Source organism: Novosphingobium sp. UBA6272 (genome assembly GCF_002440635.1).
Taxonomy (GTDB): Bacteria; Pseudomonadota; Alphaproteobacteria; order Sphingomonadales; family Sphingomonadaceae; genus Novosphingobium.
The window spans coordinates 1-24746 of sequence record NZ_DJUW01000003.1 but is presented as its reverse complement, the minus strand read 5'-3'; the positions used below and the strand labels follow the sequence as shown (position 1 = coordinate 24746).

At 63.4% G+C, this 24746-nt stretch carries 32 protein-coding genes and 1 tRNA gene; 12 read left to right on the top strand and 21 right to left on the bottom strand.

The window, feature by feature from the left end; genetic code table 11:
- Window positions 1-37: 37 nt before the first annotated feature.
- Window positions 38-1447: a glutamate ligase domain-containing protein gene (locus B2V17_RS02525; protein ID WP_292994841.1), complete on the top strand. Its 1410-nt coding sequence runs from the start codon at window positions 38-40 to the stop codon at window positions 1445-1447.
- On the opposite strand, the gene B2V17_RS02520 is transcribed toward B2V17_RS02525, so the two are convergent.
- The gene (locus B2V17_RS02520; RefSeq protein WP_292994839.1) at window positions 1444-2394 is read right to left on the bottom strand and encodes a DUF808 domain-containing protein; all 951 of its coding nucleotides are present in this window, start codon (window positions 2392-2394) and stop codon (window positions 1444-1446) included. The two genes, B2V17_RS02525 and B2V17_RS02520, sit on opposite strands and share 4 nt — an antisense overlap.
- A 40-nt stretch (window positions 2395-2434) precedes the next feature.
- Window positions 2435-3034, bottom strand: a complete 600-nt coding sequence (locus B2V17_RS02515) for a phosphoribosyltransferase (protein ID WP_292994837.1) — start codon at window positions 3032-3034, stop codon at window positions 2435-2437.
- A 212-nt stretch (window positions 3035-3246) separates the two neighbouring features.
- On the opposite strand from B2V17_RS02515, the gene rpsF reads away from it, so the two are divergent.
- The 4 genes from rpsF (at window position 3247) to B2V17_RS02495 (ending at window position 5992) form a co-directional block, all read left to right on the top strand.
- Complete coding sequence (gene rpsF, locus B2V17_RS02510; RefSeq protein ID WP_292994835.1) at window positions 3247-3609, top strand: 30S ribosomal protein S6; 363 nt, start codon at window positions 3247-3249, stop codon at window positions 3607-3609.
- A gap of 3 nt (window positions 3610-3612) precedes the next feature.
- Window positions 3613-3837 (top strand): 30S ribosomal protein S18, encoded by a 225-nt coding sequence (gene rpsR, locus B2V17_RS02505; protein WP_292994833.1) that lies wholly within the window; start codon window positions 3613-3615, stop codon window positions 3835-3837.
- Window positions 3838-3849: 12 nt separating this feature from the next.
- Window positions 3850-4461, top strand: a complete 612-nt coding sequence (rplI, locus tag B2V17_RS02500; RefSeq protein ID WP_292994831.1) for a 50S ribosomal protein L9 — start codon at window positions 3850-3852, stop codon at window positions 4459-4461.
- Between the two features lie 97 nt (window positions 4462-4558).
- Entirely contained in the window at window positions 4559-5992 is a 1434-nt protein-coding gene (locus tag B2V17_RS02495) for an AMP nucleosidase (RefSeq protein WP_292994829.1), read from the top strand.
- Here B2V17_RS02495 and B2V17_RS02490 read toward each other — a convergent pair.
- The 12 genes from B2V17_RS02490 to B2V17_RS02435 form a co-directional block, all read right to left on the bottom strand.
- A complete protein-coding gene (locus tag B2V17_RS02490; RefSeq protein ID WP_292994827.1) occupies window positions 5985-6731 on the bottom strand; it encodes an alpha/beta fold hydrolase in 747 nt (248 codons plus the stop codon). The two genes, B2V17_RS02495 and B2V17_RS02490, sit on opposite strands and share 8 nt — an antisense overlap.
- Window positions 6728-7174: a GFA family protein gene (locus B2V17_RS02485; protein ID WP_292994825.1), complete on the bottom strand. Its 447-nt coding sequence runs from the start codon at window positions 7172-7174 to the stop codon at window positions 6728-6730. The genes B2V17_RS02490 and B2V17_RS02485 overlap by 4 nt, the downstream gene beginning before the upstream one ends.
- A 9-nt stretch (window positions 7175-7183) precedes the next feature.
- Window positions 7184-7756, bottom strand: a complete 573-nt coding sequence (locus B2V17_RS02480; protein ID WP_292994823.1) for an RES domain-containing protein — start codon at window positions 7754-7756, stop codon at window positions 7184-7186.
- Window positions 7753-8778, bottom strand: coding sequence for an aspartate-semialdehyde dehydrogenase (locus tag B2V17_RS02475; RefSeq protein WP_292994821.1), 1026 nt, complete (start codon window positions 8776-8778; stop codon window positions 7753-7755). Before B2V17_RS02475 ends, B2V17_RS02480 begins: the two co-directional genes overlap by 4 nt.
- A 209-nt stretch (window positions 8779-8987) precedes the next feature.
- On the bottom strand, window positions 8988-9221 hold the full coding sequence (locus B2V17_RS02470) for a hypothetical protein (protein ID WP_292994819.1): 234 nt from the start codon (window positions 9219-9221) through the stop codon (window positions 8988-8990).
- 155 nt (window positions 9222-9376) lie between these two features.
- Window positions 9377-9991, bottom strand: a complete 615-nt coding sequence (locus B2V17_RS02465) for a DUF1287 domain-containing protein (RefSeq protein WP_292994817.1) — start codon at window positions 9989-9991, stop codon at window positions 9377-9379.
- On the bottom strand, window positions 9988-12240 hold the full coding sequence (locus B2V17_RS02460) for a S9 family peptidase (protein ID WP_292995271.1): 2253 nt from the start codon (window positions 12238-12240) through the stop codon (window positions 9988-9990). Before B2V17_RS02460 ends, B2V17_RS02465 begins: the two co-directional genes overlap by 4 nt.
- Before the next feature lie 104 nt (window positions 12241-12344).
- Complete coding sequence (locus tag B2V17_RS02455; RefSeq protein ID WP_292994815.1) at window positions 12345-13685, bottom strand: DUF418 domain-containing protein; 1341 nt, start codon at window positions 13683-13685, stop codon at window positions 12345-12347.
- 146 nt (window positions 13686-13831) lie between these two features.
- Window positions 13832-14200, bottom strand: coding sequence for a 50S ribosomal protein L19 (rplS, locus tag B2V17_RS02450; protein WP_292994813.1), 369 nt, complete (start codon window positions 14198-14200; stop codon window positions 13832-13834).
- Between the two features lie 3 nt (window positions 14201-14203).
- Entirely contained in the window at window positions 14204-14944 is a 741-nt protein-coding gene (gene trmD, locus B2V17_RS02445) for a tRNA (guanosine(37)-N1)-methyltransferase TrmD (protein ID WP_292994811.1), read from the bottom strand.
- A gap of 189 nt (window positions 14945-15133) precedes the next feature.
- Entirely contained in the window at window positions 15134-15508 is a 375-nt protein-coding gene (locus B2V17_RS02440) for a type II toxin-antitoxin system VapC family toxin (RefSeq protein ID WP_292994809.1), read from the bottom strand.
- Entirely contained in the window at window positions 15505-15945 is a 441-nt protein-coding gene (locus B2V17_RS02435) for a hypothetical protein (protein WP_292994807.1), read from the bottom strand. The genes B2V17_RS02440 and B2V17_RS02435 overlap by 4 nt, the downstream gene beginning before the upstream one ends.
- 82 nt (window positions 15946-16027) lie before the next feature.
- Here B2V17_RS02435 and B2V17_RS02430 point away from each other — a divergent pair, with 82 nt between their 5' ends.
- Complete coding sequence (locus tag B2V17_RS02430) at window positions 16028-16855, top strand: hypothetical protein (RefSeq protein ID WP_292994805.1); 828 nt, start codon at window positions 16028-16030, stop codon at window positions 16853-16855.
- On the opposite strand, the gene B2V17_RS02425 is transcribed toward B2V17_RS02430, so the two are convergent.
- The 6 genes from B2V17_RS02425 to B2V17_RS02400 all read right to left on the bottom strand — a co-directional run bounded on the left by B2V17_RS02425 (window position 16852) and on the right by B2V17_RS02400 (window position 20351).
- A complete protein-coding gene (locus B2V17_RS02425) occupies window positions 16852-17175 on the bottom strand; it encodes a hypothetical protein (RefSeq protein WP_292994803.1) in 324 nt (107 codons plus the stop codon). The two genes, B2V17_RS02430 and B2V17_RS02425, sit on opposite strands and share 4 nt — an antisense overlap.
- Window positions 17176-17192: 17 nt before the next feature.
- Complete coding sequence (gene rimM, locus B2V17_RS02420; protein WP_292994801.1) at window positions 17193-17702, bottom strand: ribosome maturation factor RimM; 510 nt, start codon at window positions 17700-17702, stop codon at window positions 17193-17195.
- A 3-nt stretch (window positions 17703-17705) separates the two neighbouring features.
- Window positions 17706-18293, bottom strand: a complete 588-nt coding sequence (rpsP, locus tag B2V17_RS02415) for a 30S ribosomal protein S16 (protein ID WP_292994799.1) — start codon at window positions 18291-18293, stop codon at window positions 17706-17708.
- A gap of 37 nt (window positions 18294-18330) precedes the next feature.
- Window positions 18331-19776, bottom strand: coding sequence for a signal recognition particle protein (ffh, locus tag B2V17_RS02410; protein WP_292994797.1), 1446 nt, complete (start codon window positions 19774-19776; stop codon window positions 18331-18333).
- An 86-nt stretch (window positions 19777-19862) separates the two neighbouring features.
- A tRNA-Ala gene (locus B2V17_RS02405) sits at window positions 19863-19938 on the bottom strand.
- A 98-nt stretch (window positions 19939-20036) separates the two neighbouring features.
- On the bottom strand, window positions 20037-20351 hold the full coding sequence (locus B2V17_RS02400; protein WP_292994796.1) for an FYDLN acid domain-containing protein: 315 nt from the start codon (window positions 20349-20351) through the stop codon (window positions 20037-20039).
- A 163-nt stretch (window positions 20352-20514) separates the two neighbouring features.
- On the opposite strand from B2V17_RS02400, the gene aroA reads away from it, so the two are divergent.
- The 5 genes from aroA to B2V17_RS02375 are packed head-to-tail and all read left to right on the top strand — an operon-like array spanning window position 20515 to window position 23482.
- Complete coding sequence (aroA, locus tag B2V17_RS02395; protein ID WP_292994795.1) at window positions 20515-21876, top strand: 3-phosphoshikimate 1-carboxyvinyltransferase; 1362 nt, start codon at window positions 20515-20517, stop codon at window positions 21874-21876.
- Window positions 21873-22133 (top strand): CBU_0592 family membrane protein, encoded by a 261-nt coding sequence (locus B2V17_RS02390; RefSeq protein ID WP_292994793.1) that lies wholly within the window; start codon window positions 21873-21875, stop codon window positions 22131-22133. The genes aroA and B2V17_RS02390 overlap by 4 nt, the downstream gene beginning before the upstream one ends.
- Window positions 22130-22756 carry a (d)CMP kinase gene (locus tag B2V17_RS02385; protein ID WP_292994791.1) on the top strand — a complete coding sequence of 209 codons (627 nt, stop codon included), beginning with the start codon at window positions 22130-22132 and terminating at the stop codon, window positions 22754-22756. The genes B2V17_RS02390 and B2V17_RS02385 overlap by 4 nt, the downstream gene beginning before the upstream one ends.
- Window positions 22753-23097: a hypothetical protein gene (locus tag B2V17_RS02380; RefSeq protein ID WP_292994789.1), complete on the top strand. Its 345-nt coding sequence runs from the start codon at window positions 22753-22755 to the stop codon at window positions 23095-23097. The genes B2V17_RS02385 and B2V17_RS02380 overlap by 4 nt, the downstream gene beginning before the upstream one ends.
- Window positions 23098-23131: 34 nt before the next feature.
- Window positions 23132-23482 carry a c-type cytochrome gene (locus B2V17_RS02375; protein WP_292994787.1) on the top strand — a complete coding sequence of 117 codons (351 nt, stop codon included), beginning with the start codon at window positions 23132-23134 and terminating at the stop codon, window positions 23480-23482.
- Window positions 23483-23485: 3 nt separating this feature from the next.
- Here B2V17_RS02375 and B2V17_RS02370 read toward each other — a convergent pair whose 3' ends face one another.
- A complete protein-coding gene (locus B2V17_RS02370) occupies window positions 23486-23785 on the bottom strand; it encodes a hypothetical protein (RefSeq protein WP_292994785.1) in 300 nt (99 codons plus the stop codon).
- 323 nt (window positions 23786-24108) lie between these two features.
- Here B2V17_RS02370 and B2V17_RS02365 point away from each other — a divergent pair.
- Window positions 24109-24746: S1 RNA-binding domain-containing protein (locus B2V17_RS02365; RefSeq protein WP_292994783.1), on the top strand; the 638-nt coding region annotated here is incomplete at its 3' end.

Here is a 24746-nt window from a genome sequence, read left to right as displayed (position 1 = left end):
GTTGAGTTGCGGTGCGTTCATGCTTACCGCGATCAACATGACAGACCTCACTTCGCACCCCTGGTTCTTTTGCGGCATCGGCGGATCGGGCATGCTGCCACTCGCCCTGATCCTGAGGGGCGCTGGCGCCGAAGTGGCCGGATCGGACCGCAGCCGCGACCAGGGCCGGACCCCGGAAAAGTTCGCCTGGCTGGAAAGTCTGGGCTTTGTGCTTCATCCTCAGGACGGCAGCGGAATAACCTCTGCCGCACAAACCCTCGTCGCCTCCGCCGCGGTTGAAGACACTGTGCCCGAAGTGGTTCGGGCCCGCGAACTCGGATGCCCGCGGATGACCCGCGCCGAACTGCTTGCCGCGCTGTTCAACGCGGCACCGGCCCGGATCGCCATTGGCGGGACCAGCGGCAAGAGCACCGTGACCGGGATGACCGGCTGGATCATGGACCAGGCCGGCCGGGATCCGACGATCATGAACGGCGCGGTGATGAAGAATTATGCCGGATCCGATGCGCCCTTCGCCAGCGCGCGGGTCGGCAAGGGCGGGCTGTTTGTTTCGGAAGTCGACGAGAGCGACGGGTCGATCGCGCTCTATCGGCCCAGCGTTTCGGTGCTGCTCAACGTCAGCCTCGATCACAAATCGATGGAGGAACTGCGCGCGCTATTCGGCGATTTCCTGCGGGTCTGCGATATCGGTGTGATCAATCTGGATGATCCGGAGGCGGCGGCGCTGGTCGCCGAGTATACCCCGTGGCTGGGTTATGGCATTACGAATCGGGAGGCGGAGATCGGCGTGGTCGAAGGTTCGATCGTTGAAGATCCGTTCTCGATTTCCGCAACCGTGATCGACCGCCGCGATGCATCACACCACGATCTCCGGGTGGGCGTTCCCGGACGCCACAACCTGTCCAATGCACTCGCCGCGATTACCGCTGCCTGCGCCGCCGGTGTGCCGGTAGCCGATGCAGTTGCCGCGCTGGCCAGCTATGCCGGGCTCGCCCGCCGCTTCGATGTGATCGGCACCAGCCCGTCCGGAATCACCGTGATCGACGATTTCGGCCACAACCCCGAAAAGTGCGCCGCAACCCTCACTACACTCAAGGCCCAGCCGGGCCGCGTGATCGCCTTCTTCCAACCGCACGGCTATGGCCCGCTGCGCCAGATGGGCCATGAACTGGCGGAAACTTTCGCCCGGTTGCTCGGTCCCGAAGACATCACCATCCTGTGCGACCCGGTCTATTTCGGAGGAACGGTCGATCGCAGCGAGGGGAGCGAACGGATCGTTGGTCTGATCGAGGCAGCGGGCGGCAAAGCCGAGTATGTCCCGGCGCGCGAGGACTGCGCTCAGCGGATCGTCGAACTTGCAAACCCAGGCGACCGCGTGGTCATCATGGGTGCCCGCGACGATACCCTGACCCTGTTCGCCAAGGACCTTTTGGCCCGCCTGCCCTAAGCGTGCACGCCGGCCTCTTTCTTCAGAACCTTGTGCAGAACCACGGCGATGATCACGCCGAGGACCAACCCGGCGATCCCCGAAAGCGTGGCATTGGTCAGCCAGCCGAGCAGTCCGCCCAGCGCACCGGTTGCTTCATGGACCGCGTGCTCCATCGCGTGGACCAAGTCTGACGGAGCATGCAGCCCCAGCTCGTGCGCGCCGTGAATCACAATCTGCCCGCCGACCCACAGCATCGCGGCCGTACCGATCACCGATAGCGCTGCCAGCAAGCGCGGCATGGCGTGGAGCAGCCCACGGCCAAGGCTCTTTTCGAACTCGGTATGGCGGTTATCGACCAGATGCAGGCCGATATCGTCCATCTTCACGATCAGCGCGACCGCTCCGTAGACCATTATCGTGATGACGATCCCGACCAGCGCCAGGATCGCGGCGCGGCTCAGCAACGGTTCGCCGGCCACTTCGGCCAGGGCAATCGCCATGATTTCCGCCGAAAGGATGAAGTCGGTCCGGATCGCCCCGGCGGTGCGCTCCTTCTCGAACTCGGCCAGATCGGTGATCTCGTCTTCCAGCGTCTCGCCGTGCTTATCGCCGCCCAGCTTTTCCATTACCTTTTCCGCGCCTTCATAGCACAGGAACAGCCCGCCCAGCATCAGCAGCGGCGTCACCGCCCAGGGCAGGAACTGGCTGAGGATCAGCGCCGCCGGAAGCAGGATCAGCAGCTTGTTCCTGAGGCTGCCCAACGCGATTTTGCGGATGATCGGCAGCTCGCGATCGGGCGTGAATTCGGTGACATAGCTGGGTGTGACCGCCGCATCGTCGATCACCACGCCTGCTGCCTTGGTCCCCGCCTTGGCCGCGGCCACCCCGACATCGTCGATTGAAGCAGCGGCGGCCTTGGCGATTACCGAAATATCGTCAAGCAGCGCAACTAGGCCGGTAGGCACGATAAGTTCTCCTGGTCAAAAAATTTGGGATCAGGCTGCCTTAGCGCACCCTGCCCCAGGGAAAGTCGAAATCGAGGGAAGCGCAGCTGTGGTGGTAGTAGTCGGGTGCTCGCTTGTTCGCAATTGAGGTTTCCGACGCCAGAAGCGTGCAGGTCTTCACATTTTCGGCCGCAAAGCCGAGCTTTTTGACGAATATTTCCTTTATTCGCTCCATGTTTCCGCCGGTGACCGTCAAATCGTCCACGATCAGTACCTTTTGGAGATCATTGCTCGCCTTGATCTTCAGCACACCCACTGCGACCTTCTTGTCGTCGATCATTTCAAACAGTTTGAGATCCGGCGGGGTTTGATACTGGTCCTTCCAGATCGTCGTTCCTGAAAGCGAAACGTTGAGCGAGTTCATCGAATCCTGCATGATCGCCGCGATCATTCCGCCTCTGGCATCGGTTGCATAGATCATATCTGGCTGAAACTCCTTGGATACTTTCTTCCCCAAGGCACGTGACCATACAACCACGTCGCTCCAGTCAACCGAGCGCATCCGCCGGTTGAGTTTACGGTTCTCAAAACCGAAAAAAAGCGTTGATCCCAACCCGATAAAACCCGCCACCCAGCCGGACCAAGTCAGAAAATCACCCATTCGCCCCCCAATGCATCCATGCTGAAATTGCTATCAGGAACGGTTGGGCAAAGCAAAGCCCCCTGTTGAGACAACAATCCGATTGCAAATCGCAGATAATGGGCTAAGGGCCGCGACTTCTCCGGTTTTGCCGGGGAAACGAAGAAAGCCGGAGGGGCCCCGCAATGGTGCGGATCAGCCAGCGATCGGTTAGATAGATAAAGGAAGCTGCCGTGGCTCTATATGAGCATGTGTTCCTGGCGCGCCAGGACCTTAGCCAGGCGCAAGTCGATGCGCTTGCCGCCACCGCCACCCAGATCGTCGAAGCAGGTCAGGGCAAGGTCACCAAGACCGAAACCTGGGGCCTCAAGAATCTCGCCTACAAGATCAAGCGCAACCGCAAGGCGCACTTCGTGATGCTCAACATCGAGGCCCCCGCCGGCGTCGTTGCCGAGTTGGAGCGCCAGACTGCGATCAACGAAGACGTGATCCGCTGGCTGACCGTGCGCGTTGACGAGCTGGAAGCCGGCCCGTCGGTGCAGATGCGCAAACAAGACCGTGAGCGCGCCAAGCGCCGCGAACGCGAGGAGTTCTAAGCAATGGCCCGCGCATTTTTCCGCCGCCGCAAGTCCTGCCCGTTCTCGGGCAAGAACGCCCCCAAGATCGACTACAAGGACACGCGTCTGCTGCAGGGCTATATGTCCGAACGCGGCAAGATCGTGCCTTCGCGCATCACCGCCGTTTCCGCCAAGAAGCAGCGTGAGCTCGGCCAGGCGATCAAGCGCGCCCGGCACCTGGGCCTGCTGCCCTACCTCGTCAAGTAAGGGAGAGACGACATGGAAATCATCCTCCTCGAACGGATCGAGAAGCTGGGCACGATCGGCGATGTCGTAAACGTCAAGGACGGCTACGCCCGCAACTATCTGCTGCCCAACAAGAAGGCGCTGCGCGCCAACGAAGCCAACCGCAAGGTCTTCGAAGCCAACAAGGCGAAGATCGTTGCCGACAACGACGCACGTCGCGCCGAAGCTGAAAAGCATTCGGCCAACGTCGAAGGCAAGTCGGTGGTGCTGATCCGTGCTTCGTCGAACGCCGGCCAGCTTTATGGTTCGGTTTCGGTGCGCGATATCGTCGATGCGCTCAACGCCGATGGCGCGGGCATTTCGAAGTCGATGATCGTGCTGGAACGCCCGATCAAGACGATCGGCGTGTTCGACGTCAAGGTTACGCTGCACCCCGAAGTTGTCGTCCTGGTCAAGGTCAACGTGGCTCGCTCGCCGGATGAAGCCGAGCAGCAGGCTGCCGGCGTCGACGTGATCGCCGCGATGTTCGAAGACGACGCTGCCGAGGCTGCCGCCGCCGCAGGCGAATTCGAAGCCGGCAATGGCGAAGAAGTCGAAGCGGAAGCCCCGGCTGCTGCCGAAGCTTCGGAAGAAGCCGAAGGCTAAGGCTTTAAGCACCTTCAGTTAAGGATCGGGGGCGCTTCGGCGCCCCCTTTTCGTTGGTGCAATTGAAATGTCACGCGGAACTGGTTATAGGCCCGCGATGCAAACGACAGAAACGATCATCGCGGAATTGGTCCGCGTTTACGAAACCGCCGTCTCCACCCTGCAAAGCGATATCGCAAATTTTGCGGCAGACGGCATCCTTCCCCCTGCTTCTCGGCGACTCGAAAAAGCCTGGTGCTACCCCGAATTGCGGCTCAGTTACGGCGGGGTTGAAACCCGACCGGACTATCGCCGCTCATTCGGACGTCTCTCGCACGAAGGCACCTACGCAACCACAGTCACGCGCCCTGCCCTGTTCGCCGACTACCTGACCGAACAGCTCGACCTGCTGACCGATGACTACGAGATCACGGTCGAGGTTGGCCGGTCGGATCAGGAAATCCCTTTCCCTTACGTGATCGACGCCAATTCAGGCCTTGCCGGAATTAGCCCGCAGGACCTTGCCCGGCATTTCCCGACCACCGAACTGGCGCTGATCGGGGACGAGCTGGCTGACGGGATCGAGATCGATGAGCCCGGCGAAAGCATCCCGCTGGCCCTGTTCGACGGCCTGCGCACCGATTTCAGCCTGGCCCGGCTGGCGCATTACACCGGCACCCGGATCGAGGATTTCCAGCGCTTCATCCTGTTCACCAACTATCACCGCTATGTCGATGAATTTGTGGACTGGGCGGGCGAACAGCTGGGCAAGGACGGCAACGTCGCGCTGACCGGGGCCGGCGGCCTGCAGCTCGACGCTCCGGCTTCCAACGCGCGGGAGCGGCTTTCGGATACCGCCTGGCGGCGGCACCAGATGCCGGCCTATCACCTGGTTCGCGAAGACAAGATGGGGATCACCCTGGTCAACATCGGGGTTGGCCCTTCGAACGCCAAGACGATCTGCGACCACCTGGCGGTGCTCCGCCCCGAAGCCTGGCTGATGATCGGCCACTGCGGCGGGCTGCGCGATACGCAGCGGATCGGAGATTACGTGCTGGCTCACGCCTATCTGCGTGACGATCACGTGCTCGACGGGGTTCTGCCGCCGGAAATTCCCATTCCCGCCATCGCCGAAGTCCAGATCGCCCTGGCCCAGGCCGCCGAGACGGTCAGCGGCGATTCGGGCGCGGATCTCAAGAAGCGGATGCGGACCGGCACCGTCGCGACCACCGATGATCGCAACTGGGAGTTGCTGTACACCGAATCCGCGCGCCGGCTCTCGCTCAGTCGGGCAATCGGGATCGACATGGAAAGCGCCACCATCGCCGCCCAGGGCTATCGCTTCCGCGTGCCTTATGGGACCCTGCTGTGCGTTTCCGACAAGCCGCTGCATGGCGAGATCAAGCTGCCGGGCCAGGCCAACCGTTTCTACGAGGAAGCGATCGCCGCGCACCTCAAGATCGGCACCACCGCCTGCGACCTGCTCCGCGCCGAGGGTGCGCGCCTGCATTCACGCAAGCTGCGCGCCTTCAACGAGCCGCCGTTCAGGTAAGCAAGAACCCTCGGATTGCCTCGCCAAGGTCGGGCTTGGTCACGCAGCTCATGTGGGTGCCGGGGACGATCGCCTGAACCGCATTGGGCAGGGATCGGGTCAGCGCCTCGGGATCGCCATTGTCACGATCCTGATCTCCATTGACCACAAGCGTCGGCATGGTCAGCGCGGCCAGCGCCTCGGGCGGGGTATCGGCAAAGGTCTGCAGCAGCAGCCGGGCGGCAATCCGGTCAACCTTCATGGTCTTCATGAAGGACACTGCCGGAAAAGCCGGATCGCCATGCTTCACTTCATCGAACCGGTCGATAGCATCGATGAAGAAGGCCCCGCGCCCGGTCCAGCCGGCGAGACCTTCCAGCCCCATCCCGCCCAGCACCAGTCTCTGCGGTGTCAGCCCGGCAATCACCCCGCGCACCGATGTCCGCGCGCCCAGCGAAAAGCCGCACAGGTCGTAGTCTGTGAGCCCCAGGTGCGCGACCAGCGCGGCCAGGTCCTTGGCCAGCACATCGTCGGGATAGGCAGCGGGATCGTGCGGCGCTTCGCTCATCCCATGTGAACGCAAATCGGGCATCAGGCATTCGAACCCGGCATCGGCCAGCATGGCGGCGTGGCCCCACTTGATCCAGTTCATCTCGGCATTGGAGAACAAGCCGTGGAGCATGACAAGCGGACGGCCGTTGCCCATGCGGTGCAGCGCGAGGCGCGTTCCGTCGAAGCCGGAAAAGACCTCGCCGCTCATTCCGGCACCTCAAGCCCGGCTGCCTGCCAGCGATCCGCCACGCTCTTGGTCTGGGCGGTGTAGAGGCGAGGCAGATCGCGGGTGTCGAGCCAGGCCTCATGGATTGCTTCGCATCCGGCATGGACCACCGGGCGAAAGCGCGAGGGATCGTCAAAACTGCCGACGGTCAGGTCCATATCGCCCGTGCCATCGGCCCAGGCAAAGCCCAACGGAGTGCCGCACTTCGAACAGAACGGCCGCCGGGCGACCGGCGAGCTTTCGTACCAGTCGGGCTCGCTCAGCCAGGTAACCTTGGCCAGTTCAACCTGCACGAAGGCCGCCGCGATCCCGCCGGTCGCCTTCTGGCACATCCGGCAATGGCACCAATAGGCCTCATCGCCGGCGATCTCGGCGGAATAACGGATGCGGCCGCATTGGCAGCCGCCGGTCATGGTCTGGGTCATGACACCAGCTTAGCGCCGCGCGAGGTGATCGGGAAGCGCCCAACCGTCAGGTGCAGACCAACGATCGCGCGCGGGCCAATATTCGCAGGGCACCGGATCGCCCACGACCCGCACCTGCGGAGCCTCGGGCACGTTCCAGGCGAACAGGCAGGCATGCCAGCCACCGGCAATCCCGCGCGACACATCGATGATCCCCTGCGCACCGGCCGCGCGGGCCGCATCCGAGGCGCGCCATGAGGGCGGCTCCCGCCCGGCGGCCAGCTCATCGTTCCAGCGGAACTGCGACTGCTCCGGATCGATCCCCAAGGCGGCGCAGGCGGCTGGATCGCGCTGATCGAAAACCGTTGCTCCGTCCAGATCGAGCGGAACGACGACCCGCCTCACCCCATCCGCCAACAAGTAACGGCCAATCGCGATGGTCGCCCAATCCGCTTCCATCGTCACATAAAGCGCCGGTTGCCCCGGGCGGTGATAGCGTCCGGCGCTGTCCGGGCCCGGAGCATCGAGCACCTGGTCGGCCCGATCGGCGGCTATGGCCCGCCAGAAGCGGCCGGAAATGTGATGAAACAGCGGCAGGTTCAACCCTTCTTCAGATGCCGCCGCCCCAGCAGCTCTGCAATCTGCACCGCATTGAGCGCCGCGCCCTTGCGCAGGTTGTCCGACACGCACCACAGCGACAGCCCGCTTTCCACGGTCGGGTCTTCGCGCACGCGGCTTACATAGGTGGCGCCATCGCCAACGCATTCCACGGGCGTGACATAGCCGCCATCCTCGCGCTTATCGACCAGCATCACGCCGGGGGCTTCGCGCAGGATATCCTGAGCCTGCTCGGCGCTGATTTCCCGCTCGAACTCGATGTTGATCGCTTCGGAATGGCCGACGAAGACCGGCACCCGCACGCAGGTCGCGCTGACCTTGATCCTGGGGTCCATGATCTTCTTGGTTTCAACCACCATCTTCCATTCTTCCTTGGTCGAGCCGTCGTCCAGGAAGCTGTCGATATGGGGGATCACGTTGAAAGCGATCTGCTTGGTGAACTTCTTCGCCTCTGCGCTGTCACCGACGAAGATGTTGCGGCTCTGCTCGAACAGTTCGTCCATCCCGTCCTTGCCCGCGCCCGAAACCGACTGATAGGTCGCGACCACCACCCGCTTGATATTGGCAGCATCGTGCAACGGCTTGAGCGCGACGACCATCTGCGCGGTCGAGCAGTTGGGATTGGCGATGATCATCTTGGCCTTGTAGCCATCGATCGCATCGGGATTCACTTCGGGCACGACCAGCGGCACGTCCGGATCCATCCGGTAGTACGAGGAGTTGTCGATCACCACGCAGCCCTGGGCAGCGGCGCGCGGGGCGTGGGCCTTGGCGACATCGGACCCGGCCGAAAACAGCGCGATGTCCCAGCCGGTGAAATCGAAATTCTCGATATTCCGGACCTTGAGCATCTTGCCGGTCTCGCCGAATTCGACTTCGCTGCCCTGCGAGCGCGAGGAGGCCACGGCCGCGAGCTCTTCGATCGGAAACTCGCGCTCGGCCAGCACGTTGAGCATTTCCCGCCCGACATTGCCGGTCGCGCCGACGACGACTACCCGATAACCCATGTGCAATCTCCATTGGACCGCCTTCCCGGACTTGATCCGAGATCCCGGTGCTGGCCTCAAGCCTTACGCAAGAGAACAAGCCGGACCCCGGGTCAAGTCCGGGGTGACGAATTCGGACTGCATGGGTCGGACCAGAGGCATCAGCGAGAGCGCCCCCTTAGGCGGTGGAGCGACGCGGCAGAGCCGCGCCACTCCGTGATCCGCCAGGCTTACGGGCTCGCGGGCTGGTCGTCGTCGCCCCTGACCGCGAAGTAGGTCGCCAACGCCAGGATCGGTCCCAGAAGCACGAAATGAATTGTGCGGGGGAACCTTCCTCGGTCGAAGTGCTGCCCTCCGTTCGGGTTCTCATAAGCAGCCGCCGTTCCGACGGTTCCGGGAATGGCCCCGATCATCATCGCCAGGGCGCCAAGCGTGGCCCCCAGCTTCTTCTTCAATTCTGCCATGTTAGCAGTCCTTTTCATTTGTGCACAAAAGTGCCGCAACGGCAAAATCACCGCCCGGCGGCTAGCGGTCGTTGCCAGCCGGCAAATGGTTCAAGTATAGGTTAAAATATGCGAGGGGGCCGGCTGATGACGAGCCGATGACAAGCGGAAAAGGCCTAAATCCGCCAGCGAAAGCGCCCGGTCAGGCGGTGCGCGAACAGCATGTCCTCTTCGCGCGCGCCGCCGCCGATGTTGTGGATCACCAGCGGATTGCCGTTTGCCGCGATCCGGTCCGAGACGATCCCGGTATGCGGCAGGCGGCCGTCGATCAAGGCGGTGAACAGATCCCCGGGTTGCCAATCACTTGGCTGGCGCAGGACCGGCAGGCGGGCTGACTGGCGGGACCAAAACATCTCAAGGTTGGGCACCCGGCGGTGGTCGATATTGGAATCGGGCCGGCGCAGACCCCAGCGTTTGGGATAGGCGGCAAAGGCGCGCTTCATGTCTTCGTGCACCGTGCGCTGAAGATCGATCCCGAAGGCATCGCGATAGGCGCGGATCACCACATCGGTGCAGACCCCCTTGGCCCGATCGACATCACCGCCGGGATAGACCAGCCGGGTATAGACCGGATCATAGGCCAAGGTCACCCCGAGCTGCCGCCGCGCCGCCACGATCAGGGCGCGGGCGCGCGCACTGGCCGGGCGTGCTTCAGCCGCCGCCTTGCCGCAAGCGCCCAGCCCGAGCGCCGCCGCGCCAGCCAGAACGGCGCGGCGGGAAAGCGCGGTCACTGGACCTTGCCTGCGGGCATATGCTTGTCGAGGAAGGCGAAGATCGTCTCCCACAGGTGCACGCCCACCTTAGGCCCGCCGACCCGGTGGGTATAGCCGGGGTACAGCATCATCTCGAACGGCACGGCCTTAGCCTGGAGCCGCGAGATCAGCATCGAACTGTTCTCGAACACCACATTGTCGTCGGCCATGCCGTGGATCAGCAGCAGCGGATCCTTGATCTTGCCGGCATCGGCCAAGGCGTTCGATCGCTCATAGACCTGCGGCTCCTTGTTCGGATCGCCGAGGTAGCGTTCGGTATAGTGGGTATCGTAAAGCTCCCACTTGGTCACCGGCGCGCCGGATATCCCTGCAGCATAGAGCCCCGGATCGGCCTGGAGCATCTTGACCGTCATGTAGCCGCCATAGGACCAGCCGTAAGTCGCGATCCTGCTATCATCGACATAGGGCAGACCCTTAAGGAACAGGGCCCCGGCCTTCTGGTCCTCGACCTCGACCGAACCCATCGCGCGGTACAGCGTCGAGGCGAAGTCGACCCCGCGGTTTTCGCTGCCGCGATTGTCGATCTGGAAGAAGATATAACCCTTCCCGACGATCGCCTGTTCCAGCGCCCCGCCCCAGCCCTTGGTGACGGTCTGCGAAGTCGGCCCGCCATAGTGCTGGAAGAACACCGGATAGCGCTTGCCCGGTTCCATAACCGGAGTGGTCATCCGCCAGTGCAACTCGGTCCCGTCAGCCGCCTTGATTGTGCCAAACGCTGGAGCGCGGTGAGCGGCTAGGTAGGGTCCATAGGGGTGCTTGGCATCGAGCTTGTTCTCCTCGACCCAGGCGAGCCGCAGGCCCTTGCCGTCGGCTATATAGACCTGCGGCGGCTGGCTGGGTGACGAGCGGGTGACCAGCAGGGTCTGCCCGGCCTTGTCCATGCTCGCGCTGTGGACCCAGCCCGGCTCTCCCAGCTGCTCGATCTTGCCGGGGGCTGACAGGTTCAGGGCATAGATGTTGGTGGCGAGGACATCGTCCCTGTTTGCGGTGAAATAGACCCGGCCCGCCTTCTCATCGATCCCGACCAGCCCGGTCACCACCCACTTGCCCTTGGTCAGCTGCGTCCACTTACCGGACTTTAAGTGCCACAAGTGCCCAAAACCATCGCGTTCGGACCACCAGATCAGGCTGCCGTCCTTGAGGAAGCGATAATCGGTCGACAGGTTGATCCAGCTGCGCGGTGCTGCCTTCTCGGTGAATAGCACTTTTGCCTTGCCGGTGGCCGGATCGACGCTGAGCACATCGAGCACGGTTTGCGCCCGGTTCTGGCGCTGGACGTAGAGCACCTTTGCGTCGGGCGACCAGTTGACGCGCGCCAGATAGATGTCCTTGTCTGCTCCCAAATCAACCTCGACCCGGCCCGAACCATCCGGTTTAATCACGAACAGCGAAACCAGCGAATTGGGTGATCCCGCCACTGGATAGCGCTGCTGAAAGGTCTTGGTGCTCTCCGCGCCGATCGCGGTGCGGGTGACGATCCCGACCGGGGCATCATCGAACCGCTGAACCGCGATCCGGCTGTCATCGGGTGCCCACCAATAGCCGGTGAAGCGCGCCATCTCCTCTTGGGCAACGAACTCGGCTTCACCCCAATGGACCGTATCGGCCGCTTCCTCGGGCGAAACCGGCTTGGCCTCGCTGCCGACCTTACCGGCCCACAGCCGCCGGTCGCGAACGAACGAAACGTATCCGCCCTTGGGGCTGAGCGCAGGGTTGAGTTCGTCTTCCTGGCTCTGCGTCAGCCGTTCGACCGTGCCGCCAAGCCTGGCGAGGTACAGGTCGCCATCGAGCGGAACGAGGAGCGCCTTGCTGTCCGCAGTCCACTCGTAAGAGACGATCCCTTTCAGGTCGCCGATCCGCAGCCGTTCGCGCTGCATCTTTTCGGCTTCGGACAGTTCCTTGCCCGAGCCAAGCTTGAGGCTGTCAACCAGCATGGTCCACTGCCCGCTCTGGCGATCGAAACCCCACAGGTCATAGCGTTCGCGATCATCGGTGCGGCCACGCAGGACGGTCAGCCAACGCCCGTCAGGCGACAGCTTGACCCCGCGCGGCACCGCACCGTTGAGGCTGGGGCTGGCGAAGACACGCGCGAAATCGAGAGCCTTTGTCTCTGCTGCTTGGGCAGGCGCGCTCACTGGTCGTTCCTGGGCGACGGCTGGCACGGCAGAAAGCAAGGTTGCGGCAAGCAGGCAAGCAAGATGGCGCATGACAAGGCGGATATCCCAATAAGCGAAAGGCGACCCGACCATGGCCGGGACGCCTTCCTAGGTTGTCTATAGGCTCGAACGCTAGAACCTTTTCGTCAGGGCAATCAGCTCTCCACAGCCCTTCGCCGAAACGGCTGACGCTGCCAGTAGGATAGGCTGCGCCAGACCCATTCGAGCGGGCCCGAGACGAAATACCGCATCCACAGATTGGCGAACATTAGCTGTCCGACGATCACCATGGTGGCGAGCCCGGCGAGCCAGGCCCAACCCGGCGCCGTCGGCAGGTCGAAGCCGATCGGCGAATAGAGGATGTGCAGCCCGATCACTTGCTGCATCAGGTAGAGCGTGAAGGCCATCTGGCCAGCGGCAAGCAACGGGGTCAGCGCCTTGCGCCCCAGCCTGACCCGCATCAGCAGGTTGATCGCTGCGATATGCCCGACCGTGACAGCAAGCCGCGATAGCTCAGATGTAATCCACAGGGTCTTGGGGCCCGGCATGAAAGTCATCCGCTCCAGCCCACCGGTATAGCGCGCCGTCAGGCCAAAGCCGTAGGCGATCACCAGCGCAATCAGGTAGTCACGGGTCGATCGGCGGCCCTGGATGAAGCCGAGCTTCCACAGGGCAATCCCGATCAGCATGGTGCAGAATGCCTCGATTACACCGCCGATCAGCGAACCCTTGCCCACGAACAGGATGTAGGTGGAAATCCAGAAGTCGGCATAGTCGCCAAATCCACCGGCGCGGGCCTTGGCCTCGTCCTTGTTGATCTTGACCTCAACCGGATCCTTGCCCGCGATCCGGTCCAGCTTTTCCTTCCATTCCTTTGCTGCCTCGGTCTCTTCCTTGCTCAGCTTCTGGCCCTTGGCCTGCTTTTCGGCGATAACGGTCTGGGTCTGCTGCAGTTCGGTGCGGCTGATATATTCAACGGTTCCGCCAACCATTTGGATCACCGAAATCATCAGACCCAGCGCGAGTAGCCAGCGCACCCTGAGCTTGCGGAACGGGAACAGCACCAGCGCGGACAGCGCGTAGATGTGCAGGATGTCCCCCGGCCACAGCAGCAGGAAGATGTTGATCAGGCCGAACAGCAACAGCCACAGGTTGCGGCGGATATAGAGATCGGCAACCGCCACGGGCCCATCGGGCGTCATCGCCTTGGCCGCAGTGACCATCAGCCCGGCGCCGAACAGCATCTCGAGCAGGCCGCGCTGGGTGCCTTCCAGGAAAGTCGTCATGAACAGCCAGACATGTTGGTCGGCCGCGCTCCACCCCATTGCCCGGATATTGCCCAGCAACGCACTGAGCGGTCCGGCCATCGCCGGGACATTGATGTAGAAAATCGCGAGAATTGCGAAGCCCCGCAGGGCGTCAAGCACTTCGATCCGGTCCCTGCCCCGGACCGGGGCAAGAGTCATCGTCGCCGCGTCGACACGGTGGTCTGTCATTGGCTTTACTCCCCATCCTGAGACGGAAAGCTATCATAGTGTATGATTATAGCAATACACCAAGCCAGTGCGTTCGACCAAAGCAAAAGGGGCCCCGACCAGCGTCGGAGCCCCCTTGTAAACTTCGCCGGAGCGAACTGCCTAGCTCACTCGCCCGGACGCGGGTCGCGACGCTCGGCGATGCGGGCGCGCTTGCCGGTGCGGCCGCGCAGGTAATACAACTTGGCGCGACGCACCACGCCCTTGCGGACCACGGTGATGCTGTCGATGTTGGGCGAATAGAGCGGGAATACGCGCTCCACGCCTTCGCCGAAGCTCATCTTGCGGACGGTGAAATTGCTGCCGATGCCCTTGTTGGCGCGGGCGATGCACACGCCTTCATAGTTCTGTACACGGGCACGTTCGCCTTCGATCACCTTCACGCCGACGCGGACGGTGTCACCAGGGCGGAAATCCGGGATATCCTTGGAAGCCTTGGCAATTTCCTCGGCTTCAATCTGTTGAATGAGGTTCATCCCTCATATTCCTTCGTCTGTTCGCCGCGCGCCAGAGGCAGACTGGACCCGAGCTTCCTCATGAAGCTCCCAAAGATCCGGCCTGCGTAACCGTGTGTCGACCTCTGCCTGGTGTTTCCGCCAGGCCGCGATCTTCGCATGATCCCCCGATCGCAGCACTTCAGGGATCGTGCGCCCTTCCCACTGAGCGGGCCGGGTATAGTGAGGATATTCAAGCAGCCCCTGTTCAAAGGACTCCTCGGTACCACTCGAAGCGGCGCCCATTACGCCGGGAAGCAGGCGAATGCAAGCGTCAAGCAGCATCAGCGCGGCAGGTTCTCCGCCCGACAGGACGATGTCGCCAACCGAGACCTCTTCCACCGCGCGGCCTTCGAAGATCCGCTCGTCGAATCCCTCAAATCGGCCGCACAGCACCGTCACCCCGGGCCCCGCTGCCAGTTCGCGCACACGCGCCTGGCTGAGCGGCTGGCCGCGCGGGGTCATGGCGATCACCGGGCAGTCCGGATGGAGCGCACGGGCATGGTCGATTGCTGCAGCCAGCACATCGGCGCGCAGCACCATCCCTGCTCCGCCGCCGGCCGGCGTGTCGTCAACGGTGCGGTGCTTGTCGATCGCGAAATCGCGGATCTGCACCGCATCAAGGCTCCACTTCCCCTCCTCCCGCGCACGGCCGGCCAGGCTGACGCCCAGCGGCCCGGGGAACATCTCGGGGTAGAGGGTGAGAACGGTTGCGGCGAAGGTCATGGGCTAAGTTCGAAACAGGTCTCGTTGAAAATGTCCAGTTCAGGGCTGTGGACGCCTTGCCCCTTGAAACAGTTGGATGCCGGAAACGAGTCTGCAACCGCCAGCATCCCGCCGATAACAGGCAGCCTTACCACAGCCTGGTTAAGCGCTGCCTGCAATGCTGAAGTTGCCAGAAAGGCAAACCCTTCATCACACTGTCCAATTCTCAACCGCCAGACCCGGCACGTCAGCGAAATGCTGTTCGTTGTGCGTCACGACGGTCAGGCCATGCGAAAGGGCGTGCGCCGCGATCAGCCGATAATAGCCCGCGCGCTTGAAAGGCAAGGTCGCATAGGCCAGCGCCGCCTTGTAATCGAAATCGAGTATCGGAACCTCCTCGACGAAGGCCTGCAACTGCTCGAACGGCGGCGGCTTTGCATTCCGCGAGCCATAGATCACTTCGGCAAATGCAATCGCGGAAGTCACCAGATCACCCTCATCGCATTCGGCAGCCCGCAAGACGACAGATCGGTTGGTATTCGTCGTCAGATAAATGATGATATTGCTGTCGAGCAGGTATTTCACGGTGCTTTGACCGGCCAATCGAGCGGTCGTTCGTCAAACGTGCGCGCTTCATCGTCGATCAGGTTGAGGCTGGTGGCCGACCCGGCAACCTTGGCGATGTTGAACTTCCGTTTGGGCCGTTCAAGCGGGTCCAATGTCAGGAACAGGCCATCTTCCACAGTCAGCTCCATTTCCATGCCCGCTTCCAGTTTGGTTCCAGCGGGAATGCGCACGGCCAGCGAGTTGCCCGATTGAAAAACCTTGGTGCGGAACTGCTGCCGTTCGCGCAGCTTCAACCAGGGCGCAGAACCGATCATCCGCATGAACCGAGGATCGTCGGCCAGCTTGCGGCCGGATTTGCCCTTGCCGGGCACCAGCCGAACTTTGGCAGGTGATGCATCGTCCACATTGAACGCGGACGGCGCTTCTCGCAGGCGGTCATCTTCGGGCTTGCCCACTGTCAGTCTCCGTATATACATCGCGTATATACCAAACCTCGGGAGCCGACAAGTGCCCAGACCTGCGATTGCCTCCGTTCTCGTGTTTTCGCTCCTGTCCGCCCCTGCTCTGGCCGAGGAGATCGGCGAATGCCGATTCAGCCGCGAAACGCTGACCTTTGCCGGTACCCCGCTTGAGCAGGCGACCTGCCTGCTGCGCAAGGTGGAGCTGCGGGCCGTGCGCAAGCCCCAACCGCTCCCGCCCGTAATCGTCCGGCTGATGAGCGACGGCGGCGAGCCCAGCGCGGCGCAGAAGGCCGCGGCGATCGCCGCCTTTCCTGAACCCTACCGCAGCTATGCCATTCAACATGCCGATGCCCCCACCTCGCAAACCGAGGAAGGCCTGCCGCTGCTCTATTTCGTGATCCACGATACCAGCCATCCGTTCTACGCCAATGATCCCTTCCCCAAGCGGCTCAATGCCGACCTCCAGGTCAACGATTTCGCGCCCTACATGAACCAGACCTTCGCCAAGGCCCCTGTCGCGCATATCTTCCTCAACCGGGTCGGGCAGATCTGGGCGGGGCATGAGTTCCAGGAGGGCTGGCGCGCGACCAAGCTGGAAAGCCGGGTGGTGGGATCGCGGGCACGCGGGCGCTTTGTCCATATCGAAACGGTTCAGCCGCGCCGCTTCCTGCCGGGCGCGACCAGCCGCGGCCAGACCTATGGCCCCAAGCCCGGCTTCACCCGCGAACAATACCGGATGCTGGCGGCGCTCTATGTCTATACCAGCGCGCGGGCCGGTCGCTGGCTGATCCCGGCGCAGCACAATACGGTCGATTCGACCATCCCCGAAGCCCACGACGATCCGCAGAACTTTGAGCTCAAGGCCTTCGGGCGGGAACTGGAGAAGCTTTTAGAGGCTGCCTAGTCGAAAGCGCCCGGATCAACCGCAGCTTTGCCTTTACGCTTCCCGACCAGCAAGGCAATCGGCAAGCCGATCACACAAGAAAAGAACAGCCCGCCGAAAAGGATCGAAGCCACGGAGGCGAACAGCCCCGGATTGTTTGGATCCGTCGCGGCCGCAATGATGGGCAGCAACATCGGCAGGTAGCCGGCGGTCAAGGCCGCAACGGCAGTCCGGCGACGCAGGCTCCAGCGCGGCGTAAATGTTGGCAGGGCAAAGGCAATTGCCGCCGCCAGCGCCGCAGGAATGGCCACAAGGATCAGCAACCCGATGAGCATGAACATCGCAGCTGGCTAGCCGATCAATCCTCGGCTGCAAAGCCTGCACTAATGACGAGCCGCTCGCCATTCCACTCGGGCACGGCCTCGATCCGCATCGGAACCATGAAGCGCTTGCCGCGCTTGCCTTCGATCCCCGGTCGCTCGATCTCCAGCACATCGCCGGCGCCGTAGTTCTCGACCGCGATGCAGGTGCCTAGGGCCTCGCCATTGGTCGAAACCGCCGACAGTCCGAGCAAGTCGGCGTAGTAATATTCGCCCTCACACAGCGGCGGCAGGGCCGAGCGGGGAACGGTAAGTGCAGTGCCGCGGAGCTTTTCGGCGGCAGTGCGGTCGGCCACTTCGGCGAAGCGGGCGATCGCCCCGCCCTTGCCGTCGTCTTTCAGCTTTTCAACCGTCAGCGACGAATCGTTGAAGGCGCGGAATTGCTTGAGCGATGCCACGCCTTCACCGAACAGCTTGAGCCGGACTTCGCCTGCCACGCCATGCGCGCCGATGATGGCGGCCAGCGTGACAGGTCGATCGATGCCCAAGGTTTAGCCTTCAGCCTGCTCTTCGCTGGCTTCAGCAGCCGGAGCTTCCTCAGCGGCAGCTTCCTCAGCGGCAGCTTCTTCAGCAGCGGGCGCTTCGGCAGCTGCTTCTTCAGCTGCGGGGGCTTCGGCAGCAGCTTCTTCAACAGCGGCTTCTTCAGCGGCAGGCGCTTCAGGAGCAGCTTCTTCAACAGCGGCTTCGACCACTTCTTCGACAACCGGAGCGGCGGCAGCAGCAGCAGCGGCTTCGGCGGCTTCAGCGGCCTTTTCAGCCTTTTCTTCGGCGCGGTCCTTGGCCTTCTGACCCGGTTCACCCTTCTTCGGGTTCACGGTCGCGGCGCGTTCCTTGATTCCGGCCTTATCAAGCATGCGGGCGACGCGGTCGGTCGGCTGCGCACCAACGCCCAGCCAATAGCGGACGCGATCTTCAACCAAGCGGACGCGGTTTTCATCGTCCTTGGCAAGCAGCGGATTGTAGGTGCCAACCTGCTCGAGGTACTTGCCGTCGCGCGGAGCGCGGCTGTTGGCAACGACGACCTTGTAGTACGGGCGCTTCTTCGAACCACCGCGCGAAAGACGAAGGGAAACAGACATTTGAACTACCTTTCTAGCAAACTGAATTAATCGGAAATCACTTTTTCATCAAATCGTTGAGGTTCGGTGGCAGGCTTGGCCCGCCCAGTCCAGGAAGCCCGCCGCCACCGCCGCCCAGCCCTGGCATCGCGGCGCCAAGGCCGCCCTTGCCGAACAACTTGGCGAGGCCGCCGAGGCCGCCCATCTTCTTGATCTGCTTCATCGCGCGCTCCATTTCCTGGTGCATCTTGAGCAACTTGTTCACATCCTGGACCTGCATACCCGAACCCTTGGCAATGCGGATCTTGCGCTTGGCGTTGAGCAGATCGGGACGCGCGCGTTCCTTGGGCGTCATCGATCCGATGATCGCGTCCATCCGCACCAGCACCTTGTCGTCCATGCCGCTGGCGTCCATCGCCGCCTTGGCCTTTTTCATGCCGGGCATCATCCCGGCCAGCGCGCCGAGCCCGCCCATCTTCTGCATCTGGCGCAGCTGGCTGCGCAGGTCGTTCATGTCGAACTGACCCTTGGCCATGCGCTCGGCCATGCGCTCGGCTTCTTCCTGCTCGATCGCCTCGGCCGCCTTTTCGACGATCGAGACGACATCGCCCATGCCGAGGATCCGCCCGGCGACCCGGCTCGGCTGGAACACTTCGAGCGCATCGAGCTTTTCGCCGACCCCGGCAAACTTGATCGGCTTGCCGGTGACGTGCCGCATCGACAGTGCCGCACCGCCGCGGGCATCGCCGTCCATCCGGGTCAGCACGATCCCGGTCAGGTCGATCTGTTCGGTAAACGACTTGGCGACGTTGACCGCGTCTTGCCCGGCCAGCGAATCGACCACCAGCAGGACTTCCTTGGGCGAGGCGATCTTCGCCACCGCCTGCATTTCGTCCATCAGCGCCTGATCGACGTGGAGTCGGCCCGCCGTATCGAGCAGCAGCACGTCGACGGCTTGCAGCCTGGCTGCCTGCAGCGCGCGGGTGGCGATCTCGGTCGGCATCTGGCCGGTGATGATCGGCAGCGTCGCCACCTCGACCTGCTCGCCCAGCACCTTGAGCTGTTCCTGCGCGGCCGGGCGGTTGACGTCGAGCGACGCCATCAGCGCCTTCTTGCCGTACTTTTCCTTCAGCAGCTTGCCGAGCTTGGCGGTCGTGGTGGTCTTGCCCGAGCCCTGCAGGCCGACCATCATGATCACCACCGGCGGCGCGGCATTGAGATCCAGCCCCGGCACATCCTCGCCGCCGAGCATGTCGACCAGCGCATCGTTGACGATCTTGACGACCTGCTGGCCCGGCGTGACCGAACGCAGCACGTTCTGGCCGACCGCCTTCTCGGTCACTTCGTCAATGAAGCGGCGGACAACCGGCAGCGCGACATCGGCTTCGAGCAGCGCGATCCGCACTTCGCGCATGGCATCGCGAACGTCCTGTTCGTTAAGCGCACCACGACCGCGCAGCCTGTCGAAGACAGTGCCAAGCCGGTCTGAAAGGGCGTCGAACATGCTCGTTTCCATCCAAAACGCGAAAAAAGCCGGTGGGCGAAACCTCGCCGACCAGCTTGCCGCTCAGGTACTCTAACTCTTTGGAATGGTGGAGCCTAGCGGGATCGAACCGCTGACCTCTACAATGCCATTGTAGCGCTCTCCCAGCTGAGCTAAGGCCCCATTCCATTCATCCCGACAGACCCTGGGAGGTCAGCCGCCCCTCGCTACAAGCGCGAGAGGCCGCCCCATTAGTGGCGGCCTTCGCGCTTGGCAAGGGGTTAATTGTCGTCGGTGTCCACGGCGTCATCGATGCCGACGCCAAGGTCGTCATCGCCGCCGAGGTCGACGTCGTTGTCCGGCGAATCGCCGTCTTCGTCGATATCCAGATCGGGATCGGCGAGGTCTGTATCCTCGACCACTTCGACCTTCTTGATCTCTTCATACGGAATCGGCTGCTTCGACTTGAGCACCGGATCCGGATGCCAGGCATAGCCGCATTCGATGCAGGTCACCGGGTCATCCTTGCCCAGATCGTAAAAGCGGGTGCCGCATTTCGGGCAGCCATGCTTGGCGCCCCATTCAGCCTTGACCATAAAATTCCTCACTAGCGCTGGCCCAGCGGACCTCGCGGAAAACTGCTAAATACGTATTGGGAGGCAGATGCGCCAGTCCCAGCGCGGGCGCGCCTTGCCATAGCAGGGCGGCGCTGTCAAAAGCCGCGCGCATTTCTTGGCAATTCGATCGAAAGTCCAACCCGTGTCCGCGCCCGTCAACTCCGCCCCTACCCCGCGCCGTTTCCTGCCTACCGGGCCGCTGCGGGGCACGATCCGCGTTCCCGGCGACAAGTCGATCAGCCACCGCTCGATCATGCTGGGGGCACTGGCCATTGGGGAAACGCGGGTCAGCGGTCTGCTCGAAGGCGAAGATGTGCTGGCGACCGCCGCCGCAATGCGGGCGATGGGGGCCTCGGTCCTTCGCCAGGCTCAGGATGATCGGGGCAATGCCGAATGGATCATCCACGGCGTTGGCGTGGGCGCACTGCTCCAGCCAGAAGCACCGCTGGATATGGGCAATTCGGGCACTTCGACCCGGCTGCTGATGGGCCTGGTGGCGAGCCACGCTATCGAGACGCAGTTCTTCGGCGATGCCAGCCTGTCAAAACGGCCGATGGGCCGGGTAATCGAGCCCTTGAGCCAGATGGGCGCTGCCTTCGAAGCAAGCGAGGGTGGCCGTCTTCCCTTGACCGTGCGCGGCGCCAATCCCGCCGTGCCGATCGAGTACCGCCTGCCGGTCGCCAGCGCCCAGGTAAAGAGCGCGATCCTGCTCGCCGGGCTCAACACGCCCGGAATAACCACGGTGATTGAACCGGTGCCGACCCGCGATCACAGCGAACGGATGCTCCGCGGGTTTGGCGCCGAGCTGGAGGTCGAGACTGATTCGGCCGGGGTCCGCACGATCCGGGTTCGCGGCGAGGCCGAACTGCACCCCCAGACCATCGCGGTGCCGGGCGATCCCAGCTCCGCCGCCTTCTTTCTGGTCGCGGCGTTGATCGTACCGGGCAGCGAGCTGACCATCGAGAACGTCGGCCTCAACCCGACCCGCGCCGGGATAGTCGAAGTGCTGCGCCAGATGGGCGGCAGCATCGAGGAAGTGAACCCCCGCGAAGTCGGCGGTGAGCCGGTCGCCGATCTGGTGGTCCGGCACTCGGCGCTGAAGGGTATCGAAGTCGATCCCGCCATCGCGCCGAGCATGATCGACGAGTTTCCCGCGCTGTTCGTGGCTGCTGCGCTGGCCGAAGGGACCACGGTCACAACCGGTCTCGAAGAACTGCGCGTCAAGGAAAGCGACCGCATCTCCGCCATGGCTGCGGCACTAACTACAGCCGGGGCTCGGGTGGAAGAAACGGAGAACGGCCTGACCATCCATGGCAGCGGCGGTGAACCGCTTCGCGGCAGTGCCAATTCACGGGTCAAGACCCACCTTGATCACCGCATCGCGATGAGCATGGCTGTGGCGGGGCTGGCGAGCCAGGACGGGGTACTGGTGGACGATACCCGCCCGATTGCAACAAGCTTTCCGGTGTTTGAAAGTCTGCTGGACGGGCTGGGCGGGCAATGATGCTCGATTGGGCCACTCTAGTCGGTTTTGCGGGCACCGCCTGCATCATCGCCGCCTATGCCTATCTGACTGTTCAGGATCAGCCCAATCCCTACATTCTGCATCTGACCAACCTGGTGGGCGCGGCATTGCTGACGATCTCGTTGCTCGTGCACTTGAACCTGGCGTCGCTGATTCTGGAAGGGTTCTGGGCGGCAATTGCCGTGTACGGTCTTGTCAAGGCGGCCCGCGCGCGGCGAGAAGGCAGCAGCCTATGATCATTGCGGTCGATGGACCCACCGCTTCGGGCAAAGGCACCATCGCCAAGGCCCTCGCCGCACATTTCGGTTTGCCGCACCTCGACACCGGGCTGCTCTACCGGGCGGTAGGGCGGCAGTGCGCGCTGAACAGTGGCAATGCCGATAGCCCGGTGGACGCCCTCGCCGCCTGCGCCTTTCCCGACAGCCTGCTGGATGACCCGGAACTGCGCAGCGAAGCGACCGGCGGGCTGGCCAGCCGGGTTTCGGTCCATCCGGAGGTGCGGCATGCGCTGTACGAGCGCCAGCGCAGCTTCGCCACGCAGCCCGGAGGCGCCGTGCTCGACGGGCGCGATATCGGCACGGTGATCGCACCAGAGGCGGAGCTGAAGCTGTTCGTGGTCGCCTCGGTACCGGCCCGGGCCGAGCGGCGCTTCAGGGAGATGCAGGCAGCGGGCCGCGCGGTGTCGTTGGCCGATATCGCCGCCGATCTCGAAGCCCGCGATGCCCGTGACCGCAGCCGCGCCGAAGCCCCGCTGGTTGCCGCGCCCGATGCTGTGCTGCTCGATACCTCCGACCTTGGCCGCGACGAAGCGATAGCGGCGGCAATCGCGCTGGCCGAAGCGGCCGGGGCGCGGCCTTGAGCGGCTGGCTGAGCCAGCTCGGGCTCGATTGGGCCGCGTTCAAGGTGTTCTTCGCTCACGCCAGCGGCGTCAGTCACGATGCAATGCACGTGGTTGCCGGGGTGCTGGCGCAGCTGATCCTTGCGGCCGTGCTGCGCAGGTCGGTGGCCTCGCCTTGGCCGTGGCTGGTCGTGCTGCTGGCCGAACTGGTCAACGAATGGAACGATCTCCATGTCGAGCGCTGGCCCGAAGTGGCGATGCAATACGGCGAGATCGCCAAGGACATCGGACTGACCATGCTTTTGCCGACAGTGCTGCTGATCGCCGCGCGCTGGTCGCCGGGACTGGTCGCAAGGCGCTAGACCCGGCAGCCCGTGCGGGTTAGGCGTGGCGGCGATGTCCAGACTTGCCCTGATCGCCTTGTCCGCCCTCGCCCTGCTCGGCTGCGCCACTGCCGATACCGCGCGTCTCACCACGTCCGAAAAGCGCGGGCTGACTTTCGCCCAGGCGCATTGCGCGCAGTGTCATGGGGTTATGCGTGGCACAGCCTCGCCCAATCCGGAATCGCCTGCGTTCGAAGCGATCGCCAACCAGCCCGAACTGACCCGGGAGACGCTGGCCACGTTCCTGCGCGATTCGCACAATTTCCCGGCGGCGATGAATTTCAGCGTCAGCGCGGCCGATGTCGATGATCTGACGGCCTATCTGCTGAACTTGCGCAAGCCTGGATACAAACCGGCGATCTGATCGCTAGTCTAGCAGACCGACCGCCAGCTGCGCCCAGATCACCAGCAACGCAAGCAGCACCAGCCCGGCCGCAAAGAACCGCGCTGCACGGCCGATCGGAGCGCGCGCCGCAAGCTCCAGCCCTAGTCCGGTCAGGCCGAGCAGGACCGCTGCGGCGACGAAATCGCCCGGCCCCCAGTTCACCTCACGGGTGAATTGCATCGCCACTGCCGGCAATGCCAGCAGCGCAACGATCGCGCCCCACAGCGCCAGGCGCCAGGACGGGGGAAGACCGGGGCGATCGATCGAAGCTTCAGGGGCCATGCAATCCTCCACGAGGGAACCGGGGACCGGTCTAGACCGCATTGCCCCGCAACGCACGTGGCGATCCGGTGGATTTCGCGTGCAGGTGTTCGTTCTGCCGCAAGCAGGCCGCAAAACGCGCCATTTTCCTTGCATTTGCGCCGCCCCGCGCATAAGGGCCGCCGGTCCGATGGAGCCTTGGCTTCAAAGGGCGCGGTGGACGGCATGCGGCCCCCATCGCAGCTCGGCCCCTTTTGGCCCGTTTCCGGCAATCCCGCCGGGACGGAGAAAGACCGGCGGAACAACCGCCTGGCCGGAAACATCGATACGAGGAAACTCAACCTATGGCGTCTACCGCCAACCCCACCCGCGATGAATTCGCGGCTCTCCTTGATGAATCACTCGGCGGCGCTGCCGACGGCGGCTTTGAAGGCCGCGTGGTCAAGGGCACCATCACTGCAATCGAAGGCGACAAGGCTGTCATCGACGTTGGCCTGAAGAGCGAAGGCCGCGTAGCCCTGCGCGAATTCGCCATGCCCGGTCAGCCGCACGGCCTGTCGGTCGGCGATGAAGTCGAAGTCTATGTCGACCGCGTCGAAAACTCCGAAGGCGAAGCCATGCTCAGCCGCGACCGCGCCCGCCGCGAAGCTGCCTGGGACAAGCTTGAAAACGAATTCGGCGAAGGCAAGCGCGTTGACGGCGTGATCTTCGGCCGCGTCAAGGGCGGCTTCACCGTCGACCTCGACGGCGCTGTGGCCTTCCTGCCCGGCAGCCAGGTCGATATCCGCCCGGTTCGCGACGTGCAGCCGCTGATGGACATTCCGCAGCCGTTCCAGATCCTCAAGATGGATCGCCGCCGCGGCAACATCGTGGTCTCGCGCCGCGCCGTGCTCGAAGAAACCCGCGCCGAACAGCGTTCGGGCCTGATCTCGGGCCTGGCCGAAGGCCAGATCATCGACGGTGTGGTCAAGAACATCACCGA